The organism is Devosia sp. A449 (assembly GCF_054489375.1).
This window is the reverse complement of the sequence record NZ_JBTMWU010000005.1, coordinates 165,275-184,938: the sequence shown is the minus strand read 5'-3', so window position 1 is coordinate 184,938 and position 19,664 is coordinate 165,275. Positions and strand designations below refer to the sequence as shown.

Below are 19,664 nucleotides of genomic sequence, written 5' to 3'. Positions count from 1 at the left end.
TTATCTCAGGCCGCGGCGGCAGCGGCCTGATTGAGGCTGGTAGTGATGGCGGCGTGGTCGAGCGGGCTTTCGCCAATCACCACCAGAGCGGTGTCGCGCACTTCGCCATCCTTCCACGGCCGGTCGAAATAGGCGGTGACGCGCGGGCCGACGGCCTGGATCGCCAGACGCGCGGCGGCGCCGGGAATGGCGGCAAAGCCCTTGAGGCGCAGCACGTCATGCTCGCGGATGGTCTTTTCGATCACCGCCAGCAACTCATCCTTGCCGCTAACCGATTGAAGGCGAATGGAAAAACTGTCGAAATCATCATGCTCATGAGTTTCCCCGCCATGCTCCAGCTCGTGGTGGCTGGGGCGGTTGGCGATGTCATCCTCGCTGCCCATGCCCATCCCGAGCAGCGCGGCGATGTCGACATGACCGTTGCGGGCATGCAGCAGACCGACGCCGGGGCGCAGTTCGGCGCGCAGATTGGCTTCCACCTTGGCCAGCGTTTCCGCATCGACCAGATCGGTTTTGTTGAGGATCACCAGATCGGCGACCGACAGCTGATCCTCGAACAATTCACCCAGCGGGGTTTCGTGGTCGAGCATTTCGTCCTGACGGCGCAGCACGTCGATGGCGGCTTCGTCGGAGGCGAAGCGCCCCTCGGCCAGCGCCGAGGCGTCGGCGACGGTGACGATGCCGTCAATGGTCACCTGGGCCTTGATTTCCGGCCAGTTGAAGGCGCGGATCAGCGGCTGGGGCAGCGCCAGGCCGGAGGTTTCGATGACGATGTGATCGAACTTGTCCGGGCGGGCGAGCAGCGCCTGCATGGTGGGAATGAACTCATCGGCCACGGTGCAGCAGATGCAGCCATTGGACAGTTCCACCATATCCTCTTCGCGGCAGGTGTCGTCGCCGCAACCGGCGAGGATGTCCTTGTCGACGCCGAGATCGCCGAATTCATTGATGATCAAAGCGATGCGCTTGCCCTTGGGGGCGTGCGCCAGCAGGTGGCGGACCAGGGTGGTTTTGCCGGCGCCGAGGAAGCCGGTGATGACGGTGGTGGGGATCTTGGTGGTCATGCGCGGGCTCCAACCAGATTAGTGCTGCGAGCAGCGAAAACATCATTGAGCTTGCCGAACACCGTGGTCAGCACCAGCCAGAGCACCAGCGAGGTGCCCAAAGTGACGGCGGCAAATTCGGTGGCGAGATGGGCGGGGACGGCGCTCGGCTCATCGGGAGCGACGGGCGCGCCGATGATGTGAGGGATGACGACCAGCGCCGCGGCAACGGCAAAAGCCCAGCCGGCGCGGGTCTTGGCCAGCAGCAGGCAAGCCGCGCCGGTGGCCAGCGCCGTGCCGGCCCACCACAGTTGGCGGGGGAAGACGTCGGCGGCGGGCATGCCGGGCAGTTCGGGGGCGAGGCCATAGGCCGGCGCCAGCGAGAAGGTGATGAAACCGGCAATGCCCCAGAGGAAGCCATTGGCGAAGGTGATCGGGATATTGGCGAACATTGAGACGGCGCCGATGACCAGCGCGAAGCCGGCGGCGGCGAGCACCGTGGCGAGCGTCGTGTAAGCGGTGCGCTCAAAGCCGTCCTGCGGCGCCCATTCCTCCACTGCCTCGGCCTCGGTGGCGGCGGCGTCGTGGCTGTGTTCTTCGGTGGCGTCGCCGTGGCTATGGCCGCCTTCGCCTTCGAACGTTTCGGCATGCAGGATCAGCGGGGTGACGCGGAAATGCTGGATCGCGGCCGTCAATAGGCCAGCGGCCAGCGCTGCGAAAATCGCAGCGGCAAACAAATTGCGGATCATGATTATTCTCTCGTGGTCTGCCTTAGTGGCAGGGAAAACCCATGGCGTGACGGGTGTCGTGGGCGCCGTTATGCAGGCGGAAATCGCCGGCAAAGCCGGTGCCGACCAATAGGGTCAGACCGAGCATGAGCGCCAGCGAACCGGCAATGAGACGCTGGGAAATCGAGAGCGACTGGAGGCCAGTCGAGGTAGTGGTCGCAGTATTCATGGCAGCACCCTCCGTGCGCGGAATAGTTATTGGGCGTTGAGCCCGGCTCGCGTGTTGGCAGGTCTCCTGGCTTCGCGGTGGAGATAGTGCCCTCGCCTTCCCGGCTTTCGCCAGTGGCATGAGAGGGCACGCACCGCTTACAGTTGCGGGGGCAGCCACGGTTTTGCGCCCTGATGGGTACGTCGCACCGTGTTCCCTTTTCCAGCCTGCCGCCTTGGGCTTCAGGCTGGGTATCCCTCCGGCTCAACGGCCTTCGGGAACCAACACAGGTCTGGTGTGCCACCAAATGGCGCGAAGTGCAACGTCAGGTCGCCGTTGCTAGGAAAACCGCCGCCGGGTCAAGCCCGCGGGGAACGCCTGCGGGCTGATTTGCCGCCCCAAGGCAGCATCGACTCACACTAGAACCCGAACCAACAGGTCTCAGGAGATTGGACATATGAAGCCCATCAAATTCAGCCGCGAGGAAACCAAGGCCATCGTCGCCGAAATCCAGGATTACTTCCGCAACGATCTCGATCAGGACATCGGGGCGATCCCAGCCGAGATGTTGATGGCCTTCTTTGCCGACAAGATGGGCGCCTATTACTACAATCGCGGCGTCTATGATGCGCAGACCGCATTGAAGGACCGCATGGATTCCCTGCATGACGATTTGTACGGGCTTGAGCAACCCACCAAGCATCGACGCTGAGCGGCACGCTCACCGCCGCCAAAAAACGCAGGTTGCCGCTTTCGCGACAACGGCACAGCGGGTAGTGAAGAGCAGTCGTCTTTAGGAGGAAGCCTTGGGCTTCAACGTCGCCACCCTGGCGCCCATCGGGCTGCTGCTCGCTTCCAACATCTTCATGACCTTTGCCTGGTATGGGCATCTGAAATGGCCAAGTTCGGCGCTGTGGATAGCGGTGCTGATCAGCTGGGGCATCGCGTTTTTCGAATATTGGCTGGCGGTGCCGGCCAATAGGATCGGCGGCGCGGTCTATTCGCCCTCCGAGCTCAAGACCATCCAGGAGGTGATTTCCCTCTCGGTCTTCGCCGTGTTCACGGTGTTCTATTTCGGCGAAAAGCTGACGCTGAACCACGGCGTCGGCTTCGTGCTGATCGGGCTGGGCGCGTTTTTTATCTTCAAGGGGCCGTTGAAGTAGGGGCTGCTGATAGGCCACTGCCGTCGCCACACTCTCGATGTCACCCCGGCCTCGAGCCAGGGCCCACCCTGAGATCTCAAGATGGATCCCGGCTCGAGGCCGGGATGACACGGTGGTTGTGGGAGCTCCGAGGATTTCTACTTCAAGCAATCCACCATATCAGCCGCCAGCCCGCGTAACAGATTGGGGTAAAGCTCCACCCCGGCGTCCAGCGCACTGCCCTCTGGGTCCAGCGTGCCGGCTTTGGCGGTGCTGCCTTCGGTGATGGCGGCGATGATGCTGGGCGGGAAATTGGGTTCGGCGAAGACGCAGGTGGCGCCCAGTTCGGCGACCCGGGCCTTGAGTTCGTCAATCCGCGCGGCGCCGGGCATCACGTCCGGGGTGACGGTGACCGAGCCGGCCAGGGTCAGGCCGAAGCGGGCCTCAAAATATTGATAGGCATCGTGAAACACCACGAAAGGCCGGTCGGCGACCGGTGCCAGCGTGGCGGTGAGTTCGGCTTCGAGGGCGTCGAGGCCGGCGATGGTCGTTGCGGCATTGGCTGCATAGGCGGCGGCATTAGCCGGGTCCGCGTCTGACAGGGTGGCGGCAATCTGGGTGACCATCAGCGCGGCGTTCTGCGGATCGAGCCAGAAATGCATGTCGCCTTCGCCATGTTCGTCATGCGCCTCATGCTCTGCATGCTCATCTTCGTGGTCGCCATGCTCCTCATGGCTGTGGGCGTCAAACGCGCCGCCTTCGCGCACGGACAGCAGGGTGATGCCGGGGGCATCGGCCAATTCGACGACGGTCGCGTTGCCGGCAAGGGTGACCAGCGCATCGGCGAGAAACATCTCCATGCCGTGGCCGGTCCAGAACACGATATCGGCGGCTTCGAGCGCCCCGGCGTCGGAGGGTTTCAGGGCGTAGCTGTGCGGCGAGGCCGCGCCTTTGACGATCAGCGTTGGCTCGCCCACGCCTTCCATCACCGATGATACCAACGAATGCACCGGCTTGATCGAGGCCACCACGCTGGGCGCGGCCCAGGCGCTAGTGGTGAGCAGGGCCGTGGACAGCAGGGCGAGAGGGGCGAGCAATTGCATCAGCGTGACTTTCGGTCTGGGATCTGGTGATATGTTATGTTATTACGTCTTGCCGCGATGTTATGCTATAACGTATTTAGCGCCGTCAAGACCGGTCAGTGCAGATTTTTTTGCGACGACCGGCCATGACGACAGACTGCCACCCCGTCCCTCCCCTTGAGGAGGGTGCGACAGAACCGAGACCAGAATGAGCGCAACAGTGCCGCGAGAAACGCTGATCACGCTGACCAATGCCGGGGTAACCAGTGGCGGGCGAACGCTGGTAAGCGGGGTGGATCTGACCATTGCGCGCGGCGAGATCGTGACGCTGATCGGCCCGAACGGCTCCGGCAAATCCACCACCGCCAAGCTGGCGACCGGCGTGCTCAAGCCCAGCATGGGCACGGTGACGCGCCAACCGGGGCTGCGCATCGGCTATGTGCCGCAGAAGCTGAGCATCGACTGGACGCTGCCGCTAACGGTGGAGCGGCTGATGACGCTGACCGGGCAGCATTCGCCCAGCGCTATCGACGCGGCACTGGAAGCCGTAGGCGCGACGCGGCTGCTCAAGGCGGCCGTGCAGGAGCTGTCGGGCGGGGAATTCCAGCGCGTGCTGTTTGCCAGGGCGATGATCCGCAAGCCCGATCTGCTGGTGCTGGACGAGCCGGTGCAGGGGGTGGATTTTTCCGGCGAGGTGGCGCTGTACGAATTGGTGCGGCAGATCCGCGACACGACGCGGAGCGGGATCTTGATGATTTCGCACGACCTGCATGTGGTGATGGCCGAGACCGACACGGTGATCTGCCTCAATGGCCATGTGTGCTGCCGGGGCACGCCCTCGGCGGTGAAGCGCAGCCCCGAATATCTCAAGCTGTTCGGCGAGCGGGCCGCGGGGTCGCTGGCGATCTACCAGCATCATCACGACCATGAGCATGACGCGGATGGGCATATCCACCACGATCATGACCATGCTCACCACGACCATGCGGAGCATGACCATGTTCGGTGATTATTTCTCCCGCGCGCTGATCGCCGGCGTGGGGCTGGCGCTGGTGGCGGGGCCACTGGGCTGCTTCGTCGTGTGGCGGCGCATGGCCTATTTCGGCGACACCATGGCGCATTCGGCGCTGCTCGGGGTGGCGCTGAGCATCATCCTGTCGATGAATATGACGCTGGGCGTGTTCGCCGTGGCGGCCCTGGTGGCGGGGGCGCTGATCGTGCTGCAACGGCAGGCGACATTGTCGACCGATGCGCTGCTCGGCATTCTCAGCCATTCGACGCTGGCCGTGGGGCTGGTGCTGGTGGGGTTCCTCACCAGCGTACGCATTGATCTGATGGGGTTTCTGTTCGGGGATATTCTGGCCGTCTCGGTGGAGGATATCGCCATTATCTATGGCGGCGGGGTGGCCATTCTCGCCATTCTGATCCTGGCCTGGCGGCCGCTGCTGGCTTCCACCGTCAGCGCCGAACTGGCGGAGGCCGAGGGGCTGCGGCCGGAGGCGAGCCGGATGGTGCTGATGATCCTGATGGCCAGCGTCATCGCCATCGCCATGAAGCTGGTCGGCGTGTTGCTGATCACCGCGCTGTTGATCATCCCGGCCGCAACCGCGCGGCGGCTCAGCAGCACGCCGGAAATGATGGCGGTGGTGGCGGCGGTGCTGGGCGCTATCGCCGTAGTCGGCGGGCTGTTCGGCTCGCGGCAATGGGATACCGCATCGGGGCCGTCCATCGTGGTGATGGCCTTGATGTTATTCCTGGTGTCGTTGACGGTACCAGTGACGCTATTGTTCGGCAGGAGGCAAACCCATGGCACATAGTCACGATGTTCCGAGCGATCTGACGCGCAATCAGGGCCTGGTGCTGGGCGCGCTCACCCATTCGGTGGGGCCGCTGAGCGCCTATGACATTCTCGACCGGCTGCGCGGCGATGGGCTGCGCGCGCCGTTGCAGGTCTATCGGGCGCTGGACAAGCTGGTGGAGCGCGGGCTGGCGCATCGGCTGGAATCGCTCAGCGCCTTCGTCGCCTGTGCCGACGCGGATTGCCACCGCAAGGGGCTGATCGCCTTCGCCATCTGTGACGGTTGCGGCAAGGTGGATGAATTCACCGACGCAGTGATCGAGGAACGGCTGGGCGACTGGGCCAATGCCAAGGGCTTCACCGCCGAGCGCACGACGATGGAAATCCGCGGCAAATGCGCGGCGTGTGGCGTGGCGGCCTAGCCTATTCGGCCGACCCAAAACTCAAGAAATGCACCGCCGCCGAGCCGTATTCGCGGCGGTCTTCCAGGGTGAAGCCGGCCGGGATTTCGATCTTGGCGTCGACGCTTTCCTCGAATACCAGCGTGGCGCCAGGGGCGAGCCAGCCATTGGCGGCGATATGCGCCAGTGCCTGTTCGCCCAGGCCCTGACCATAGGGCGGATCGAGAAACACCAGATCGAACTGACCAAAGGTGCCCGGAGTGCCCAACGCGGTGGCGTCGCGGCGCAGCAGCTTGGTGATGCCTCCTGCCCCGAAGGCTTCGATGTGATCGCGGATCAGCCCGCGCGCTTCAGCACCGATATCGACGAAGGTGACATGGCTGGCGCCGCGCGACAGGGCCTCGAAGCCCAGCGCGCCAGTGCCGGCGAACAGGTCGAGCACGCGCACCCCGTCGAATACCGGACCAAGGCGGCTGGCGAGGATGTTGAACATCGATTCGCGGACGCGGTCTGCGGTGGGGCGGATGGAGTCGTCGGCAGGCGAGCTGAGGGCCTTACCGCGAAATTTACCGGCGACGATGCGCATGAAACTCGTCTTTCGAATGCTTGAGACATCACCCCCGGGTCAGGCCCGAGGGTGATGATAGTGGGGAAGCCTAGGCCTTGGGGCGACGCGGACCAGCAGGCCGACCAGCACCACCGGAAGGGCGACCAGCGCCGCCCGAGGGACGACCGGCACCGCCGGACGGGCGACCAGGGCCACCGGCGGGGCGACCGCCTGCAGGCCGGCCAGCACCACCACCGGGCTTGCCGAAGCCGCCAGCGGGACGACCAGCGCCGCCCGCAGGCTTGCCAAAGCCACCCGGCTTGCCGAAGCCGCCGGGGCGCGGGCCCCGAACGGGTGCAGCGCCATCGCGCTTGGGCATGGGCTTGCCATCAGGACGCATGCGCGGCTTGCCATAGGTCTTGGCCTCGGAGCCGAATTCGTCGCGGCCGGGGCGTTCCTGGCGCGGACGTTCACTGCGCTGCGGCGGGCGCTCGCTGCGCTGCTGCGGCCGTTCGCCGTCGGCGCGGAAGCGGGCCGGCTTTTCGGAGAAGTTACGGCCGGGACGCTTGGCCTCGCCCTTGAAGGCAGCGCCGTCGCCGCGTTCACTATCGGGACGCACGCGCGGCGTGAACTCGCGGGGAGCCCCATCAGCCACCGCATCGCTGCGACGCGGACCGCGGGGCGTACCGACGAACTCACGACCCTGCGGCGGCCGGGTGCCACCCTCGGGACGACCAGCACCGTCGCGCGACGGGCGCTCGCCAAACGGCTTCTTGTCACCGTAGGGCTTCTTGTCACCATACGGCTTTTTATCGCCGTAAGGCTTTTTGTCGCCGAAGGATTTCTTGTCACCAAACGGCTTCTTGTCGCCGAAGGATTTCTTTTCGCCAAACGGCTTCTTGCCGCCAGCGGGACGGGGCGCGGCCTTGCCAAAGGTGCTGGCCGACTGGTCTTCACGATCGGGACGTTTCACAACGCGGGTATTGAGTTTAGCCACAAATTCCTCGGAGGCACGGCCCTCTTCATCGTCAAAATGGATCTGGCGGGGCGGTGGTGCATATTCGTCGTCACGCGCTTCTTCGCGCTTGACCATTGGCTTGCGGCTGTCGAAGCGGCCGGGACGGTCCTGCCGGGGGCGTTCGGCGCGGACTTCTTCTTCGGTCTTTTCGGCGCCATCGGTGAAGCGGAAACGCTGACGGGCGATTTCGACGGTATTGGTGCCACGGCCGGTCAGGCGGTCACGGGTCGGCTTGCCGATCAGCGCATTGGCTTCGGCCGGCATCTCGCTGTCGAAATCGACATCAGCGGCATCGGCCAGCTTCTTGCCGAGCTGATCGCGCAGCATCTTGGCCTTGATGGTCTCGACCGCACCCACCGGGATGTCGCCGAGCTGGAACGGGCCGAAGCTGACCCGGATCAGCCGGTTCACGTCGAGGCCCAGCGCGCCCAGCACATTCTTGACTTCGCGGTTCTTGCCTTCGCGCAGCGCCAGCACCAGCCAGACATTGGCGCCCTGCTCGCGCTCCAGCGTGGCTTCGATGGGTCCATAGCGGATGCCATCGATCTCAATGCCGTCCTTGAGCTTGTCCAGTGCCGCCTGTGTGACGGTGCCGTGGGCGCGCACGCGATAGCGGCGCAGCCAGCCGGTGGTCGGCAGTTCGAGGACGCGCTTGAGGCCGCCATCATTGGTCAGCAGCAGCAGGCCTTCGGTGTTGATATCGAGACGGCCAACCGTGACGACGCGCGGCAGGCCATGGGCTTCAAGATGCTCGAAAATGGTCTCGCGACCCTCGGGGTCCTTCTCGGTGACCACGAGGCCGGCAGGCTTATGATACAGCCAGACGCGGGTGCCCTGACGGGCGGCCAGCGGGGCGTCATCGACCATGATCTTGTCACGCTCGGTGACGTTGAAGGCGGGGGTCAGCACTTTTTTGCCGTTGACCACGACGCGGCCCTCGGTGATCCACACCTCGGCATCGCGGCGGGAGCACAGCCCGGAACGGGCAATGACCTTGGCGAGACGGTCGCCGGTGTCGGGTTTGGTAGGGGCAGAGTCGCTCATCGGGCGTACTTTCATGTCATGCGGGACCCATCGGCCTGGGGATCAGGCGGGCGGCGCGAAAAAGGCGAAGCGGCCGGATGATCCGGCCGCTTGTAAAATTTGAACTGGCGCTGGGGTCAGAGCCCGATTTCGGAATCGGTGAGCTTGACGCCCCGACCGCCGAAACTGTCGACGCTGGTGCTCGGACCGGTCTGGCTCGCGCGGATCGCCTTGCGCACCGCCTCGGGGCATTTGGGATCGTTGATCGAGACCAATTCGCCACCGGGGGTCGAGCAGACCAGCTCGGAATTGCCGACGCGGGTGAAATATTCATCGGGCGGCAGATAGAGCGGACGCTTGCTGGTGGTGGACACCGACATATTGGCGGCGCGCATGCGCGCGGTCAGGGTCCGGGCTTCCTGCTCGGTCAGCGGGCGACCGGACAGCGAGCGCAAATCGACCACCTTGGCGTTGCGCAGGCGCTGCATATCGGCCTCGGTGAGATTGGTGGTGTCAATGCGCACCGTGTCGCTATTGACCGGCAGCTGCGCCAGCGCAGCTTCCTTGGCCGGCGCTGGCAGCGCCTGGCCAGAGGCCGGCAGCACCAGTGGCGCGCGCGCGTTGGTGATGTCCGCCTTGGGCGCTTCGCCCGGCAGCAGACCGACGCCGCGCGCCGTGGTTGTCATCACTTCACGCTCGAAGGTGCCGAAATCGGTCAGGGCGTTGCCGCCCTCAACCGTGGTGCACGCGCTCAGAGCCACAGCCAGCACAAGGCCAAGAGCTGCCATACCGGCCCGGCTGAGTGTTTCCAGAGCAGCTTGCTGCCCGGTCAATCCAATACGCATGAAACGTCCTTCGCGATGTCGGCGGCGCTTATAGCGCATTATGCGGCCTAAGACCAGATTCTGGCGGTAACGTGTCGCGGCATTAATTGGCGACCTGACGCGGCCGCCCCAACCCGATGAGATCGGCCAGCAGCAGGATCACCCCAGCCGTGATGGCGATGTCGGCAAGGTTGAAAATATAGAAGGACCAGGTGCCCCAATGCAGGTGGAAAAAATCGGCCACCGCGCCATAGATCAGGCGATCCAGCGCATTGGATAGCGCGCCGCCAATGCATAGCGCCAGCCCAATCCGGACCAGTGCGGAATCGGCCCGCAGCCACCAGATCGACAGCGCCACGATGGCGACGACCATGACCATGCCGAGCACCCAGGCCGGCATGCCATCGAGCAAGCCATAGGAAATCCCGGTATTCCACACCAGCACATAATCGAAGAAATCAGTGACGCGCAGGATTTCGCCACCGCGCCAGCCAGTCATGGCGAACGGCACATAGCTGGTGAACACCTCGACGCACGGCGCAGCGCCAATGGCGATGCAATCCGCCGACACCTGAACCGCCTTGTGGGCGCGGTCGATGCCGAAGGCGAGGATGGCCATGGTCAGGGAGAAATAGACGGTGGGGTTGAAGAAGGATTTCAGATTCATCGGGACTCCCACCACCCCCTCCCAGCCTCCCCCATCAAGGGGGAGGTGGAATGCGGGGGATTTGACTGGATCGAGCCACAATCGCCGAACCGCACCTCCCCCTTGAAGGGGGAGGCTGGGAGGGGGTGGCCGGGGCTATTCGCCAAGGCGATTACAGCCCTGCCGCAGCGCGTTCGCGCAGGGCCTGGGCGTCGCGGGGGGAGACGTCGGGATATTCGGCGTCCGAACCAACCTCGGGCAGGATCTTCCACGAGCGGGCGCAGCGCTGGCCTTGTGCCAGTGCCGGCACCACGGCGATGCCGGGCACGTCATCCAGCGTGAAACCCTCGCCCGGACCAGCCACAACCTCAATCGCCGAGGTGATGGCGATTTCGGCGAGGTCCTGGCCCTTGAGCGCGGTCACATAGCGCTCATCGGCAATGAACACCTTTGGCGCCGCTTCGAGCGAGGAGCCGATGCGCTTTTCGCGACGCTCGATTTCCAACGCGCCGGTGACCACGCGGCGGACCGCACGGATCAGCGTCCACTTGCTGGCCAGATCGTCGTTGAGCCAGTCGGCCGGCACTTCGGGGAAGAGCCGCAGATGGACGGACGAGCCGTCCTCAGGATGCCGCTCGAGCCAGACTTCTTCCATGGTGAAGACCAGGATCGGGGCGAGCCAGGCGGTGAGGCAATCGAACAGATGATTGAGCACCGTCAGCGACGCCCGGCGGGTCCCCGAGGAGATCGGGTCGCAATAGAGCGCGTCCTTGCGGATATCGAAATAGAATGCCGACAGCTCGATATTCATGAAGTTGGTGAGCAGCGTGACGATGCGGCGGTAGTCGTAGTCCTTATACGCCGTGCGCACCTGGCTATCGAGCTGGGCCAGCCGATGCAGCATGAGCTGCTCCAGCTCGGGCATGTCGCGGAAATCGACCGTGTCGCTGGGCTGGTAATGCGCCAGATTGCCGAGCAGCCAGCGCATGGTATTGCGCAGCTTGCGATAGCTGTCCACCGTGGTCTGGATGATGTCCTTGCCCAGCCGCAGATCTTCCGAATAGTCGGACGAAGCGACCCAAAGGCGCAGAATGTCGGCGCCATATTGCTTGATGATGTCCTGTGGGGCGACGGTATTGCCCAGCGACTTGCTCATCTTGCGGCCTTCGCCATCCATGGTGAAGCCGTGCGTCAGCACGCCCTCATAAGGGGCGTGACCATTGGTGGCGCAGCTTTCCAGCAAGGAGGAATGGAACCAGCCGCGATGCTGGTCCGAGCCTTCCAGATAGAGCGAGGCCGGGAACTTCAGATGCGGCCATTTTTGTTTATTGCGCAACACCCAGGCATGGGTGGTCCCGCTGTCGAACCAGACGTCGAGCACGTCGGTGACCATCTCATAGTCGTCGACCGCATAGGCGTCGCCGAGATAGCGGGCCGCAGCGCCGGGCTTGAACCAGGCATCGGCGCCCTCTTCCTCGAAGGACTGGGCGATGCGGTGATTGACCGCCTCATCCTGCAGGAGGGCGTTGGTCGCCTTGTTGACGAAGACGGTGATCGGCACGCCCCAGGCGCGCTGGCGCGACAACACCCAATCGGGGCGGTCGGCGATCATGGCGCGCAGGCGGTTCTGGCCGGCGGCGGGGTAGAATTTGGTGGCGTCGATGGCGTTGAGCGCGCGGTGGCGCAGGGTATCGCCCGACGCGCCCATGATGTCGCGGTCCATATAGACGAACCACTGCGGCGTGTTGCGGAAGATCACCGGCTTCTTGGAGCGCCAGGAATGCGGATAGGAATGCTTGACGCGACCACGGGCGACCATGGCGTTGCGCTCGGCCAAAGCAGCAATGACGCGGTTATTGGCATCGCCCTTCTTCCCGTTGTCATCGATGACGCGGGCGCCATCGAAGCCGGGGGCTTCATTGGTGTAGAAGCCGCCATCATCGACCGCATAGGGGATGGACGGGTCGATACCCTTGTCCTTCAGCACGCGCGACGAATTCATCCACAGCTCGAAGTCCTCGAGGCCGTGGCCGGGCGCGGTGTGGACGAAGCCGGTGCCGGCATCATCGGTGACGTGATCGCCATCGAGCAGCGGCACGGCAAAGTCATAGCCGCCGCCATGGCCCTTGAGCGGATGGTGGCAGATCATGGATGCCAGAGCGTCGGCGGGCACAGCGCCGCGATTTTCGTAGGCTTCGACCTTGGCCTTGGCGAACACTTCGGCCGCCAACTTGTCAGCGATGATGTATTTCTCGCCGATCTTGGCCCAGTTCTCGGCCGGGGCCCGCGTCACTTCATAGAGGCTGTAGTCGACACGCGCCGAGTAGGTGATGGCGCGGTTGGCCGGGATGGTCCATGGCGTGGTGGTCCAGATCACCACCGAGGTACCGGCAAAGGCGCCATCGGCGACCGGGAACTTCACCCAGATGGTGTCGCTCTCGTAATCGGCATATTCGATTTCGGCTTCGGCCAGCGCGGTGCGCTCGACCACGGACCACATCACCGGCTTGGAGCCACGATAAAGCTGGCCGCTGGTGGCGACCTTCATCAGCTCGCGCGCGATCTGGGCTTCGGCGTCAAAGCTCATGGTGAGATAGGGATTGTCCCACTCGCCGAGGATGCCGAGACGCTTGAATTCAGTGCGCTGCACATCGACCCATTGCTCGGCAAAGGTGCGGCATTCCTGGCGGAATTCGACCAGCGGAACGTCGTTCTTGTCCTTGCCCTTGGCGCGGTATTGTTCCTCGATCTTCCACTCGATGGGCAGGCCGTGGCAGTCCCAGCCCGGCACATAGGCCGAGTTGAAGCCCAGCATCTGCATCGAGCGCGAGACCAGATCCTTCAGCGTCTTGTTGAGCGCGTGACCGATATGGATATTGCCATTGGCGTATGGAGGGCCGTCATGGATGGTGAACAGCGGCCGATCCTTGGCCTGCTCGCGCTGCAGCGCGTAAATATCCATGTCTTCCCAACGCTTGAGCCAGCCCGGCTCGCGGTCAGGCAGACCGGCGCGCATGGGGAAGTTGGTTTCCGGCAAAAACAGGGTGGCCGAATAATCGGTTTCGGCGGCGCCCGGGGCAGTATCGGTCATGGAAACGGCAATCGGTAAAGGGAGATTTGCCGCCTTTTAGCAAGGGCAGGCCCAAGGGGCAAAGGTTGATTTGGGGCGGTCAGGCCAGAAGCGGCAGCAAACGCCGGCGCACCAGACCGGCAAGATCGCCAAACAGGCCAGGATAGAGCTCATCGGACACCGCCACGGCGCGACGGGCGCGGCCCGCATCGGCATGGGCCTGGTGGATGGCCTGCCGGATCGCTGTGATGTCGCGCTGATGTGGTTCGAACACCGTCACCGTGCCGAAAACGGCGGCGCGGCGGGCGTGATAGAGATGCTCCAGATGCTGGGGGAAGGCAATCTGGGGCAGGCCCAGCCCCAGCGCCATGCAGAGGCTGCCATGCTGGCCGGCATGCAGCATCAGCCGGCTGCGGCGGGCGATCAGTTCGAGCGGTACCGGTGCCTGTTCGATGATGACGCCGGCCGACGTCAGCTGCGCGGCCAGCTCAGGGCCGATGCCCGGCATGAATAGCCGCGTGGGCAGGGCCAGACCGGCGATGGCAGTCATCAAGGCCTGGTCGTCGCGCTCGGCGGTCGAGAAATAGATAAAAATCTCATCGCCGCCACCACCCAATCCGCGCGGCAGCGCCTCGTTGAGCGGCGGCAGGAGCGGCTCGCTACGCCACGGGCCGTAGGGATCGAGAGCGGGAATAGTGCGCGGCATCGACACGGCGTCGCGATAAATATCGGAAAACCGCGTGATCGGCGGCAGGCCGAAATGCTGCAAGGCGCGGTTGACGGCACTGGTGAGCTCGCGCTCGGCATAGATGCGGGTGGTGTGCTCCTCCAGCAGGGCGGGGAAATCGTCCATGCCCGCCGGCGGCGTGGAATAGCCGGTGCCGACGGCGACCATCGGGATATCGGCGATGCGGGCTGCGAGCATCGCGATGGGCGAAAAATCGCCGATCAGCATGCTGCTCTGGCGCGCCTCGATGGTGGCCAGCCACCACCCGATCTGGGGGATCAGCCGGTCGGCACTGGCAAAGCCCAGATCGCCGAGAAATTCGGCCCAGCTGGCAGTATTGGGATTGCCGGCGGCGGCGCGGCGCGTGGAATCAAGGCCCAGCCGGGCGCCGGCAAATACAAGATCGCAGAGCGGCGCGAGTTCGCCGGCATGCTCCATGCGGCAAAGCGCGGCGTCATAGACAAAGCCATCGCCAAGCGCCTCGGCCATGGCTTTGAGGGTGGTGAGATGGCCACGCCCTGCCCCGCCTTCCCAAGCCAGCAGGACGCGGCCAGTATTTTTTGGCATCAGGCCAGTTGCTGGCAGACCGGGCCGCAATTGCCGGGGACGAGTTCGCACTCCGGTGGCGGCGGCGGCTCGACCACGACAACGGGTGGCACGACAGCGGGCGGCGGCGGGCCGACAATTACCGGCGCAGGACCGCCCGAGCTGGTGATAATCGATGGCGCCCCATGGAGGTTGGGCAGGCATTGGGCGGCGTGCGCTTTCCGGTCGGAGAAGAACAGGCCGATGCAGGTGGACGTGTGTTGCGCATAGGCGCGCTGAATTTCCGAAGCCTGGACCGCCATCCCGGCCCCGGCGACGAGGGTAACGGCAGCGGTGGCGGCAGTGATGGCGCGGCGGGTACGACGGTACTTTTCCATGGGCTAACCTTTTTCAAAATCAGCCAACCCTAAAAAACCGGGCGCGAGCCCGCATCCGACACATGTTCGATGCCGAGCCGGACCGTGCGGGGTACTTGCACAAAGGGCAAAACAGGTATGCAGTGTGCTTCGCGCCCCTCAAGGGACCGAAATGGACGCCATTCTCGGGCTGATCGAAGACATCTATGCGGCGGGCGCCGACCCGGCGCAGTGGCAGCACGCGCTCGGCACCCTGGCCAACCTGACCGGCAGCATCGACGCCACCATGGGCGGACAAACGGCAGCGCATGTGCCCCTGCTGGTCAGCGTGCGGACAGACCCTGACAAAGTCCGCAGCTATGCCGAGCATTATCACCGGCGCAATGCCATGCAGTTGGCGATGCATGCGACCCCGGTGGGCCGGCCGGTGCTTGATCGGATGGTGGTCGACCACGCCGTTTTTCGCGCGGGAGATTTTTATAATGAATGGTGCGTGCCGCAAGGCTATCTGCATGGCGCGGCGCTGAATTTGGCCACCTCGCAAGGGTGGCGAGCCACCCTGATGATCTCGGGGAAGCGGCAATATGAGCCCGACACGCTTCAGTTGATGTCAGTGGTGACGCCGCATCTGATCCGGGCCTTTCAGTTCAACCAGTTGCTGTACGAGACGCAGACGCTCGGCCTGGGCGCCCTTGCGGCGCTGGAATATCTGGACCGGGGCGCGCTGCTGGTCGGGGTCGGCGGCGCCATTCGCGCTGCCAACGCCATCGCCGAGACCATCCTCGCGCCCGGCGATGGACTGGTGCTGAAAGACGGCCAGCTCACCTGCAGCAGCGCCAGCGAGACAGCGACGCTGGAGCGGCTGATCGGGCAATGCGCGCGCGGCATGATGACCGCCGCTGAAGGGATGATGCAGGTCAGCCGCGCCGCAGGACAAGCCCCCTTGCAGGTGCAATGCCTGCCCTTCCCGGCTGGCAATTGGTGGCCCGGCTTTAGCCCGCAACTGGCGGTGATCTTCATCACCGATCCGGATGCGCGCATGGCGCAGGTCACCCAGCGCCTGCGGCAACGCTATGGGCTGACACCGGCCGAGGCCAATCTGGCGTGGGAAATCATGCGGGGCGGCGGGCGCAAGCGGGCGGCAGAGACACGCGGCATCTCGGTGGCGACGGCGCGCAGCCAACTCACCGCCATCTTCGACAAGACCGGCGTGAGGCGGCAGGCTGAACTGGTGCGGCTATTGCTGGATGAACAGCCCGCACCGCCGATCAGCGAATAAAACCCAGTTTCGCGTCCAGATCGCTCAATGGCTGGGCGGCGGCCAAGGCTTCGCGGGCCTTGCGGCTGTCGCGGTCCATGGCGGTGATCAACTCGTCGAGGCCGGCGAACACCTCCTGGCCACGGATATGGCCAACCAGAGCCACGCTGATGGTCTGGCCGTAAATATCCTCATCGAAATCGAACAGATGCGTCTCGAAGGGCGGGCGCTGATTGTCGAACATCGGCTTGCCATAGGCGGCGACACCATCGAACAGCCGGTCACCCAGCCGGGCGCGCACGGCGTAAACACCCTGGGCCAGATGGAAATTGGCATGGGTCATGGTGTTGGCGGTGGGATAGCCGAGCTCCCGGCCCCGCTGGTCGCCCTTGACCACGCAGCCATTGAAAAACCAGTGATAGCCCAGCAGCCGATTGGCGGCGGTAACGGCGCCCTCGGACAGAGCGGCGCGGATGCGCGAGGAGGATATCACCTCGTCGCCCTCATCCATCAGGTCGAGGATTTCCACGGCAAAGCCCTGCGCTTCACCAGCCGCCTTGAGGAAATTGGGGGTGCCGCGACGCTGGCGACCGAAGTGGAAATCGGCGCCGACAATGACGCCGGTGACGCCCAGCGCCTCGACCAGAAAGCGGGAGACGAAATCCTCGGCCTCGATCTGGGAGAAGACGCGGTCGAAATTCAGGATGGTGATGGCGTCGAGCCCAAAGGCCTCGACCAGCCGCGCCTTGGCATCGCCATCGGTGAGGCGGAACATGAAGGGCGCCGGGGCGAAGACATCGCGCGGATGGGGCTCGAAGGTCAGCACCATGGCGGGCACGCCGGCCTGCGCGGCTCTGGCCTTGAGCGTATTCAGCACGGTCTGATGGCCGCGATGCACGCCGTCGAAATTGCCGATGGCGACATAGGCGCCGCGCAGGCTGGTGGGCACCGCATCCAGCGCATCAAGACGAATGAAGCCGGCCATCATCTCACCAGGTCAGGCGCGGCAGGAAGCCGGCCATGGTGGCGCGGCTGGGCGCCACGAGATCGGCGATGGCCTGCGGATCGGGCTTGCCGAAGGCGTCGAGTTCGGCGGCGTGGATCGAGCCGGTGACGAACAGCAGATCAATGCCGAACTGGGCGGCGCCGGTGGCGTCGGTGCGCACGCTATCGCCAATGGCGAGGACGCGGCGCTTGTCGAGCGGCTTGCCGGCAGCGACCTCGGCGAGGCGGAAGGCCTCTTCGTAGATCGGCTGATAGGGTTTGCCAGCCATCAGCACCATGCCGCCCATGGCGGCGTAGAGATCGCCCAGCGCGCCGCCGCAATAGATGATCTTGTCGCCATGCTCGACCACGCGGTCGGGATTGGCGCAGATCATCGGCAGCTTGCGGCTGAGCCAGAATTTGGCCCGCTCACGATACAGCTCGGGGGTATCGTCATCGGTATCGAGGTCGGTGACGACGACGACTTCGGCTTCATCGGCGCCGGTGCGGCGCACGTCGAGCCCTTCATAGAGCGCGTCATCCTCAGTGGCCGGGCCGACGTGATGGATGGCTTTGCCGCGATATTTGGCAATCATGGCGCGGGTGGCGTCGCCGGACGAGACGATGGCATCATAGGCGCCGCGATGCACGCCGAGCCGGTCGAGCATCTCGATGATCGGGCCGGATGGGCGGGGCGCATTGGTGATGAACACCACTTTGCCGCCAGCCTGACGATATTCGGCCAGGGCCTCGACGGCGCTGGGAAAGGCGGCGACGCCATTATGGACGACGCCCCACACATCACTCAGCACCGCGTCGTAGCGGGTGGCAAGCTCGGCAAGGCCGGAGATCGAAGGCAATTGGCTGGTCATCGCTAAATTCCGATGCGAACAGGATGGGCGTTCTATGTGGCAGCTTGGGGGTAGGGATCAAGGGGAAACGGACATCGACCTTGGTATGGAGACCCCAGCGAGGCGGACCGTGCCTATTCGGCGCGGCGCAGTTGCGGGCGGACCGGCTCCAGCGTCAGGTCGGCGCGGACCGGGCCGGGAGCGGCGATATGGGGCCCCTGCACCAGCACGAGCCCGTCTTCCAGCAGCTCGATGATCTGTCGTTCGCTGGTGATGCCGGTGGCCATCAGCTTGATGTCGAAGCGGGCGATGTAATTGGCGATGTCGGAGGCATGGAAATCGGTGAAGGCTTCCGGCTCATCGATGAAATGGGTGGCGTCGATCCGCAGCGAGCGCACGCCCTGGGCGGCGAACTCGGCGATATCGAGGCGCAGCGATTTGACGCCCGTGATAGAAAAACCAACGCCCTTGCGCGCCAGGGCATCGGCAATGGCGCGCTCGGCCAGGGTCAGTTCCTGCCAGTCAGCCGCGCTGATGGCAAAGATCAGGCCGGCAGCGATGGCGCGGTTGGCCTCGATCGTCGCCATGAGCTGCTCGGACGCCGCCGCATCGCCCAAAGTGGCGCGCGACAGCGGAATATAGAGAGCGATCGGCTGCCCGCCGGTGCGCGAGCGGCGGGAAATGGTGATGGCTTCAAGCAGGCCAACGCCCTCGATCTGGCGCAGCACATCTTCGCCACCGCGACGGGGCATGAAATCGGCACGGTCGGCCAGATCGCCATCTTCCAGCATCAGGCGCGGGACTAGGTCATAGCCCTGCGGGCGGCGCTGCGGCAGCGTCACCACCGGCTGGATATGGTAGATCAGCCGGTTTTCGGCCACGGCCTGCCGCAGCAATTGCAGGGGGATGATCGGCTCGCTTTCGCGCTGGGCCGGCGGCGGCGGGGCAGCAGCCAGCACGCGCTCGCTTCTAGCAGGCGGGCGGGTCCGGTCTTCGATGTCGGCCACCGCCTCGGCGACCTGGCGAATGACGGTGCCCAGCACCGAAATATCGGCCTCGACGCCATCGAGGCGTCCACTGGGATTGATATCGGTAATGGCGTTGATGCGCTGGCCGAGCACGGCGCCGGCCTGGGCGTCGGTGGCGAGCAGGCGGGAAAGATCCTCGATGCCTTTTTCCAGCCGGTTCTCGGCGCGCTGGCGCAGGCTGCGTTCCAGCAGCACGACACAGACGCAGCCAAACACCACCGCTGCCAGAACGGCCTCGGCAGGCGTGAAGGTCAGCCCGAAATAGGCGGCGGCGCCGATGGCGACCGCAGCAAGGGCGATGAACGTGTAGACCAATGCCTGCACGGGCGGACCTCGAACCCTTTCAGAATGCCGGGATTCGGCTCATCCCTCATAGCATCGTGC

Annotated in this window: 20 protein-coding genes and 1 riboswitch; of the genes, 6 read left to right on the top strand and 14 right to left on the bottom strand. The window is 64.6% G+C overall.

Features of this window, described 5'->3' with window-relative positions:
* Window positions 1-5 precede the first annotated feature (5 nt).
* Genes cobW through ACX3OW_RS15020 form a run of 3 tightly spaced genes read right to left on the bottom strand, consistent with a single transcriptional unit; the run spans window position 6 to window position 2,000 of the window.
* Window positions 6-1,064 (bottom strand): cobalamin biosynthesis protein CobW, encoded by a 1,059-nt coding sequence (cobW, locus tag ACX3OW_RS15030; RefSeq protein ID WP_459096604.1) that lies wholly within the window; start codon window positions 1,062-1,064, stop codon window positions 6-8.
* The gene (locus tag ACX3OW_RS15025; RefSeq protein ID WP_459096603.1) at window positions 1,061-1,792 is read right to left on the bottom strand and encodes a CbtA family protein; all 732 of its coding nucleotides are present in this window, start codon (window positions 1,790-1,792) and stop codon (window positions 1,061-1,063) included. The genes cobW and ACX3OW_RS15025 overlap by 4 nt, the downstream gene beginning before the upstream one ends.
* Before the next feature lie 22 nt (window positions 1,793-1,814).
* The gene (locus ACX3OW_RS15020; RefSeq protein WP_459096602.1) at window positions 1,815-2,000 is read right to left on the bottom strand and encodes a CbtB domain-containing protein; all 186 of its coding nucleotides are present in this window, start codon (window positions 1,998-2,000) and stop codon (window positions 1,815-1,817) included.
* A gap of 39 nt (window positions 2,001-2,039) precedes the next feature.
* A riboswitch (cobalamin riboswitch) is annotated at window positions 2,040-2,280 on the bottom strand.
* Between the two features lie 156 nt (window positions 2,281-2,436).
* Between ACX3OW_RS15020 and ACX3OW_RS15015 the strand changes: the two genes are divergently transcribed.
* Window positions 2,437-2,691 carry a DUF2164 domain-containing protein gene (locus ACX3OW_RS15015; protein WP_459096601.1) on the top strand — a complete coding sequence of 85 codons (255 nt, stop codon included), beginning with the start codon at window positions 2,437-2,439 and terminating at the stop codon, window positions 2,689-2,691.
* Between the two features lie 94 nt (window positions 2,692-2,785).
* Window positions 2,786-3,142 carry a DMT family protein gene (locus tag ACX3OW_RS15010; protein ID WP_459096600.1) on the top strand — a complete coding sequence of 119 codons (357 nt, stop codon included), beginning with the start codon at window positions 2,786-2,788 and terminating at the stop codon, window positions 3,140-3,142.
* A gap of 137 nt (window positions 3,143-3,279) precedes the next feature.
* Here ACX3OW_RS15010 and ACX3OW_RS15005 read toward each other — a convergent pair whose 3' ends face one another.
* Entirely contained in the window at window positions 3,280-4,224 is a 945-nt protein-coding gene (locus tag ACX3OW_RS15005; protein ID WP_459096599.1) for a zinc ABC transporter substrate-binding protein, read from the bottom strand.
* Window positions 4,225-4,411: 187 nt separating this feature from the next.
* Here ACX3OW_RS15005 and znuC point away from each other — a divergent pair, with 187 nt between their 5' ends.
* Genes znuC through ACX3OW_RS14990 form a run of 3 tightly spaced genes read left to right on the top strand, consistent with a single transcriptional unit; the run spans window position 4,412 to window position 6,423 of the window.
* The gene (gene znuC, locus ACX3OW_RS15000; RefSeq protein ID WP_459096598.1) at window positions 4,412-5,212 is read left to right on the top strand and encodes a zinc ABC transporter ATP-binding protein ZnuC; all 801 of its coding nucleotides are present in this window, start codon (window positions 4,412-4,414) and stop codon (window positions 5,210-5,212) included.
* A complete protein-coding gene (locus ACX3OW_RS14995) occupies window positions 5,202-6,020 on the top strand; it encodes a metal ABC transporter permease (protein WP_459096733.1) in 819 nt (272 codons plus the stop codon). Before znuC ends, ACX3OW_RS14995 begins: the two co-directional genes overlap by 11 nt.
* Window positions 6,010-6,423 (top strand): Fur family transcriptional regulator, encoded by a 414-nt coding sequence (locus ACX3OW_RS14990; RefSeq protein WP_459096597.1) that lies wholly within the window; start codon window positions 6,010-6,012, stop codon window positions 6,421-6,423. Before ACX3OW_RS14995 ends, ACX3OW_RS14990 begins: the two co-directional genes overlap by 11 nt.
* A gap of 1 nt (window position 6,424) precedes the next feature.
* Here ACX3OW_RS14990 and rsmD read toward each other — a convergent pair whose 3' ends face one another.
* From rsmD to ACX3OW_RS14955, 7 genes are all read right to left on the bottom strand, one after another.
* Window positions 6,425-6,988, bottom strand: coding sequence for a 16S rRNA (guanine(966)-N(2))-methyltransferase RsmD (rsmD, locus tag ACX3OW_RS14985; RefSeq protein WP_459096596.1), 564 nt, complete (start codon window positions 6,986-6,988; stop codon window positions 6,425-6,427).
* A 70-nt stretch (window positions 6,989-7,058) separates the two neighbouring features.
* Window positions 7,059-9,011, bottom strand: a complete 1,953-nt coding sequence (locus tag ACX3OW_RS14980; RefSeq protein WP_459096595.1) for a pseudouridine synthase — start codon at window positions 9,009-9,011, stop codon at window positions 7,059-7,061.
* Between the two features lie 116 nt (window positions 9,012-9,127).
* Complete coding sequence (locus tag ACX3OW_RS14975) at window positions 9,128-9,835, bottom strand: hypothetical protein (RefSeq protein WP_459096594.1); 708 nt, start codon at window positions 9,833-9,835, stop codon at window positions 9,128-9,130.
* A gap of 82 nt (window positions 9,836-9,917) precedes the next feature.
* Window positions 9,918-10,481, bottom strand: a complete 564-nt coding sequence (gene lspA, locus ACX3OW_RS14970; protein WP_459096593.1) for a signal peptidase II — start codon at window positions 10,479-10,481, stop codon at window positions 9,918-9,920.
* A 151-nt stretch (window positions 10,482-10,632) separates the two neighbouring features.
* Complete coding sequence (gene ileS / locus ACX3OW_RS14965) at window positions 10,633-13,551, bottom strand: isoleucine--tRNA ligase (RefSeq protein WP_459096592.1); 2,919 nt, start codon at window positions 13,549-13,551, stop codon at window positions 10,633-10,635.
* 79 nt (window positions 13,552-13,630) lie between these two features.
* Complete coding sequence (locus tag ACX3OW_RS14960) at window positions 13,631-14,824, bottom strand: glycosyltransferase (RefSeq protein ID WP_459096591.1); 1,194 nt, start codon at window positions 14,822-14,824, stop codon at window positions 13,631-13,633.
* A complete protein-coding gene (locus tag ACX3OW_RS14955) occupies window positions 14,824-15,180 on the bottom strand; it encodes a hypothetical protein (protein WP_459096590.1) in 357 nt (118 codons plus the stop codon). Before ACX3OW_RS14955 ends, ACX3OW_RS14960 begins: the two co-directional genes overlap by 1 nt.
* A 151-nt stretch (window positions 15,181-15,331) precedes the next feature.
* Between ACX3OW_RS14955 and ACX3OW_RS14950 the strand changes: the two genes are divergently transcribed.
* Complete coding sequence (locus tag ACX3OW_RS14950) at window positions 15,332-16,438, top strand: helix-turn-helix transcriptional regulator (protein ID WP_459096589.1); 1,107 nt, start codon at window positions 15,332-15,334, stop codon at window positions 16,436-16,438.
* On the opposite strand, the gene ACX3OW_RS14945 is transcribed toward ACX3OW_RS14950, so the two are convergent.
* The 3 genes from ACX3OW_RS14945 to ACX3OW_RS14935 form a co-directional block, all read right to left on the bottom strand.
* Window positions 16,428-17,402: a bifunctional riboflavin kinase/FAD synthetase gene (locus ACX3OW_RS14945; RefSeq protein WP_459096588.1), complete on the bottom strand. Its 975-nt coding sequence runs from the start codon at window positions 17,400-17,402 to the stop codon at window positions 16,428-16,430. The genes ACX3OW_RS14950 and ACX3OW_RS14945 overlap by 11 nt on opposite strands.
* Before the next feature lie 4 nt (window positions 17,403-17,406).
* Window positions 17,407-18,273, bottom strand: coding sequence for a TIGR01459 family HAD-type hydrolase (locus ACX3OW_RS14940; protein WP_459096587.1), 867 nt, complete (start codon window positions 18,271-18,273; stop codon window positions 17,407-17,409).
* A 113-nt stretch (window positions 18,274-18,386) separates the two neighbouring features.
* Entirely contained in the window at window positions 18,387-19,604 is a 1,218-nt protein-coding gene (locus tag ACX3OW_RS14935; protein WP_459096586.1) for an EAL domain-containing protein, read from the bottom strand.
* Between the last annotated feature and the right edge of the window lie 60 nt (window positions 19,605-19,664).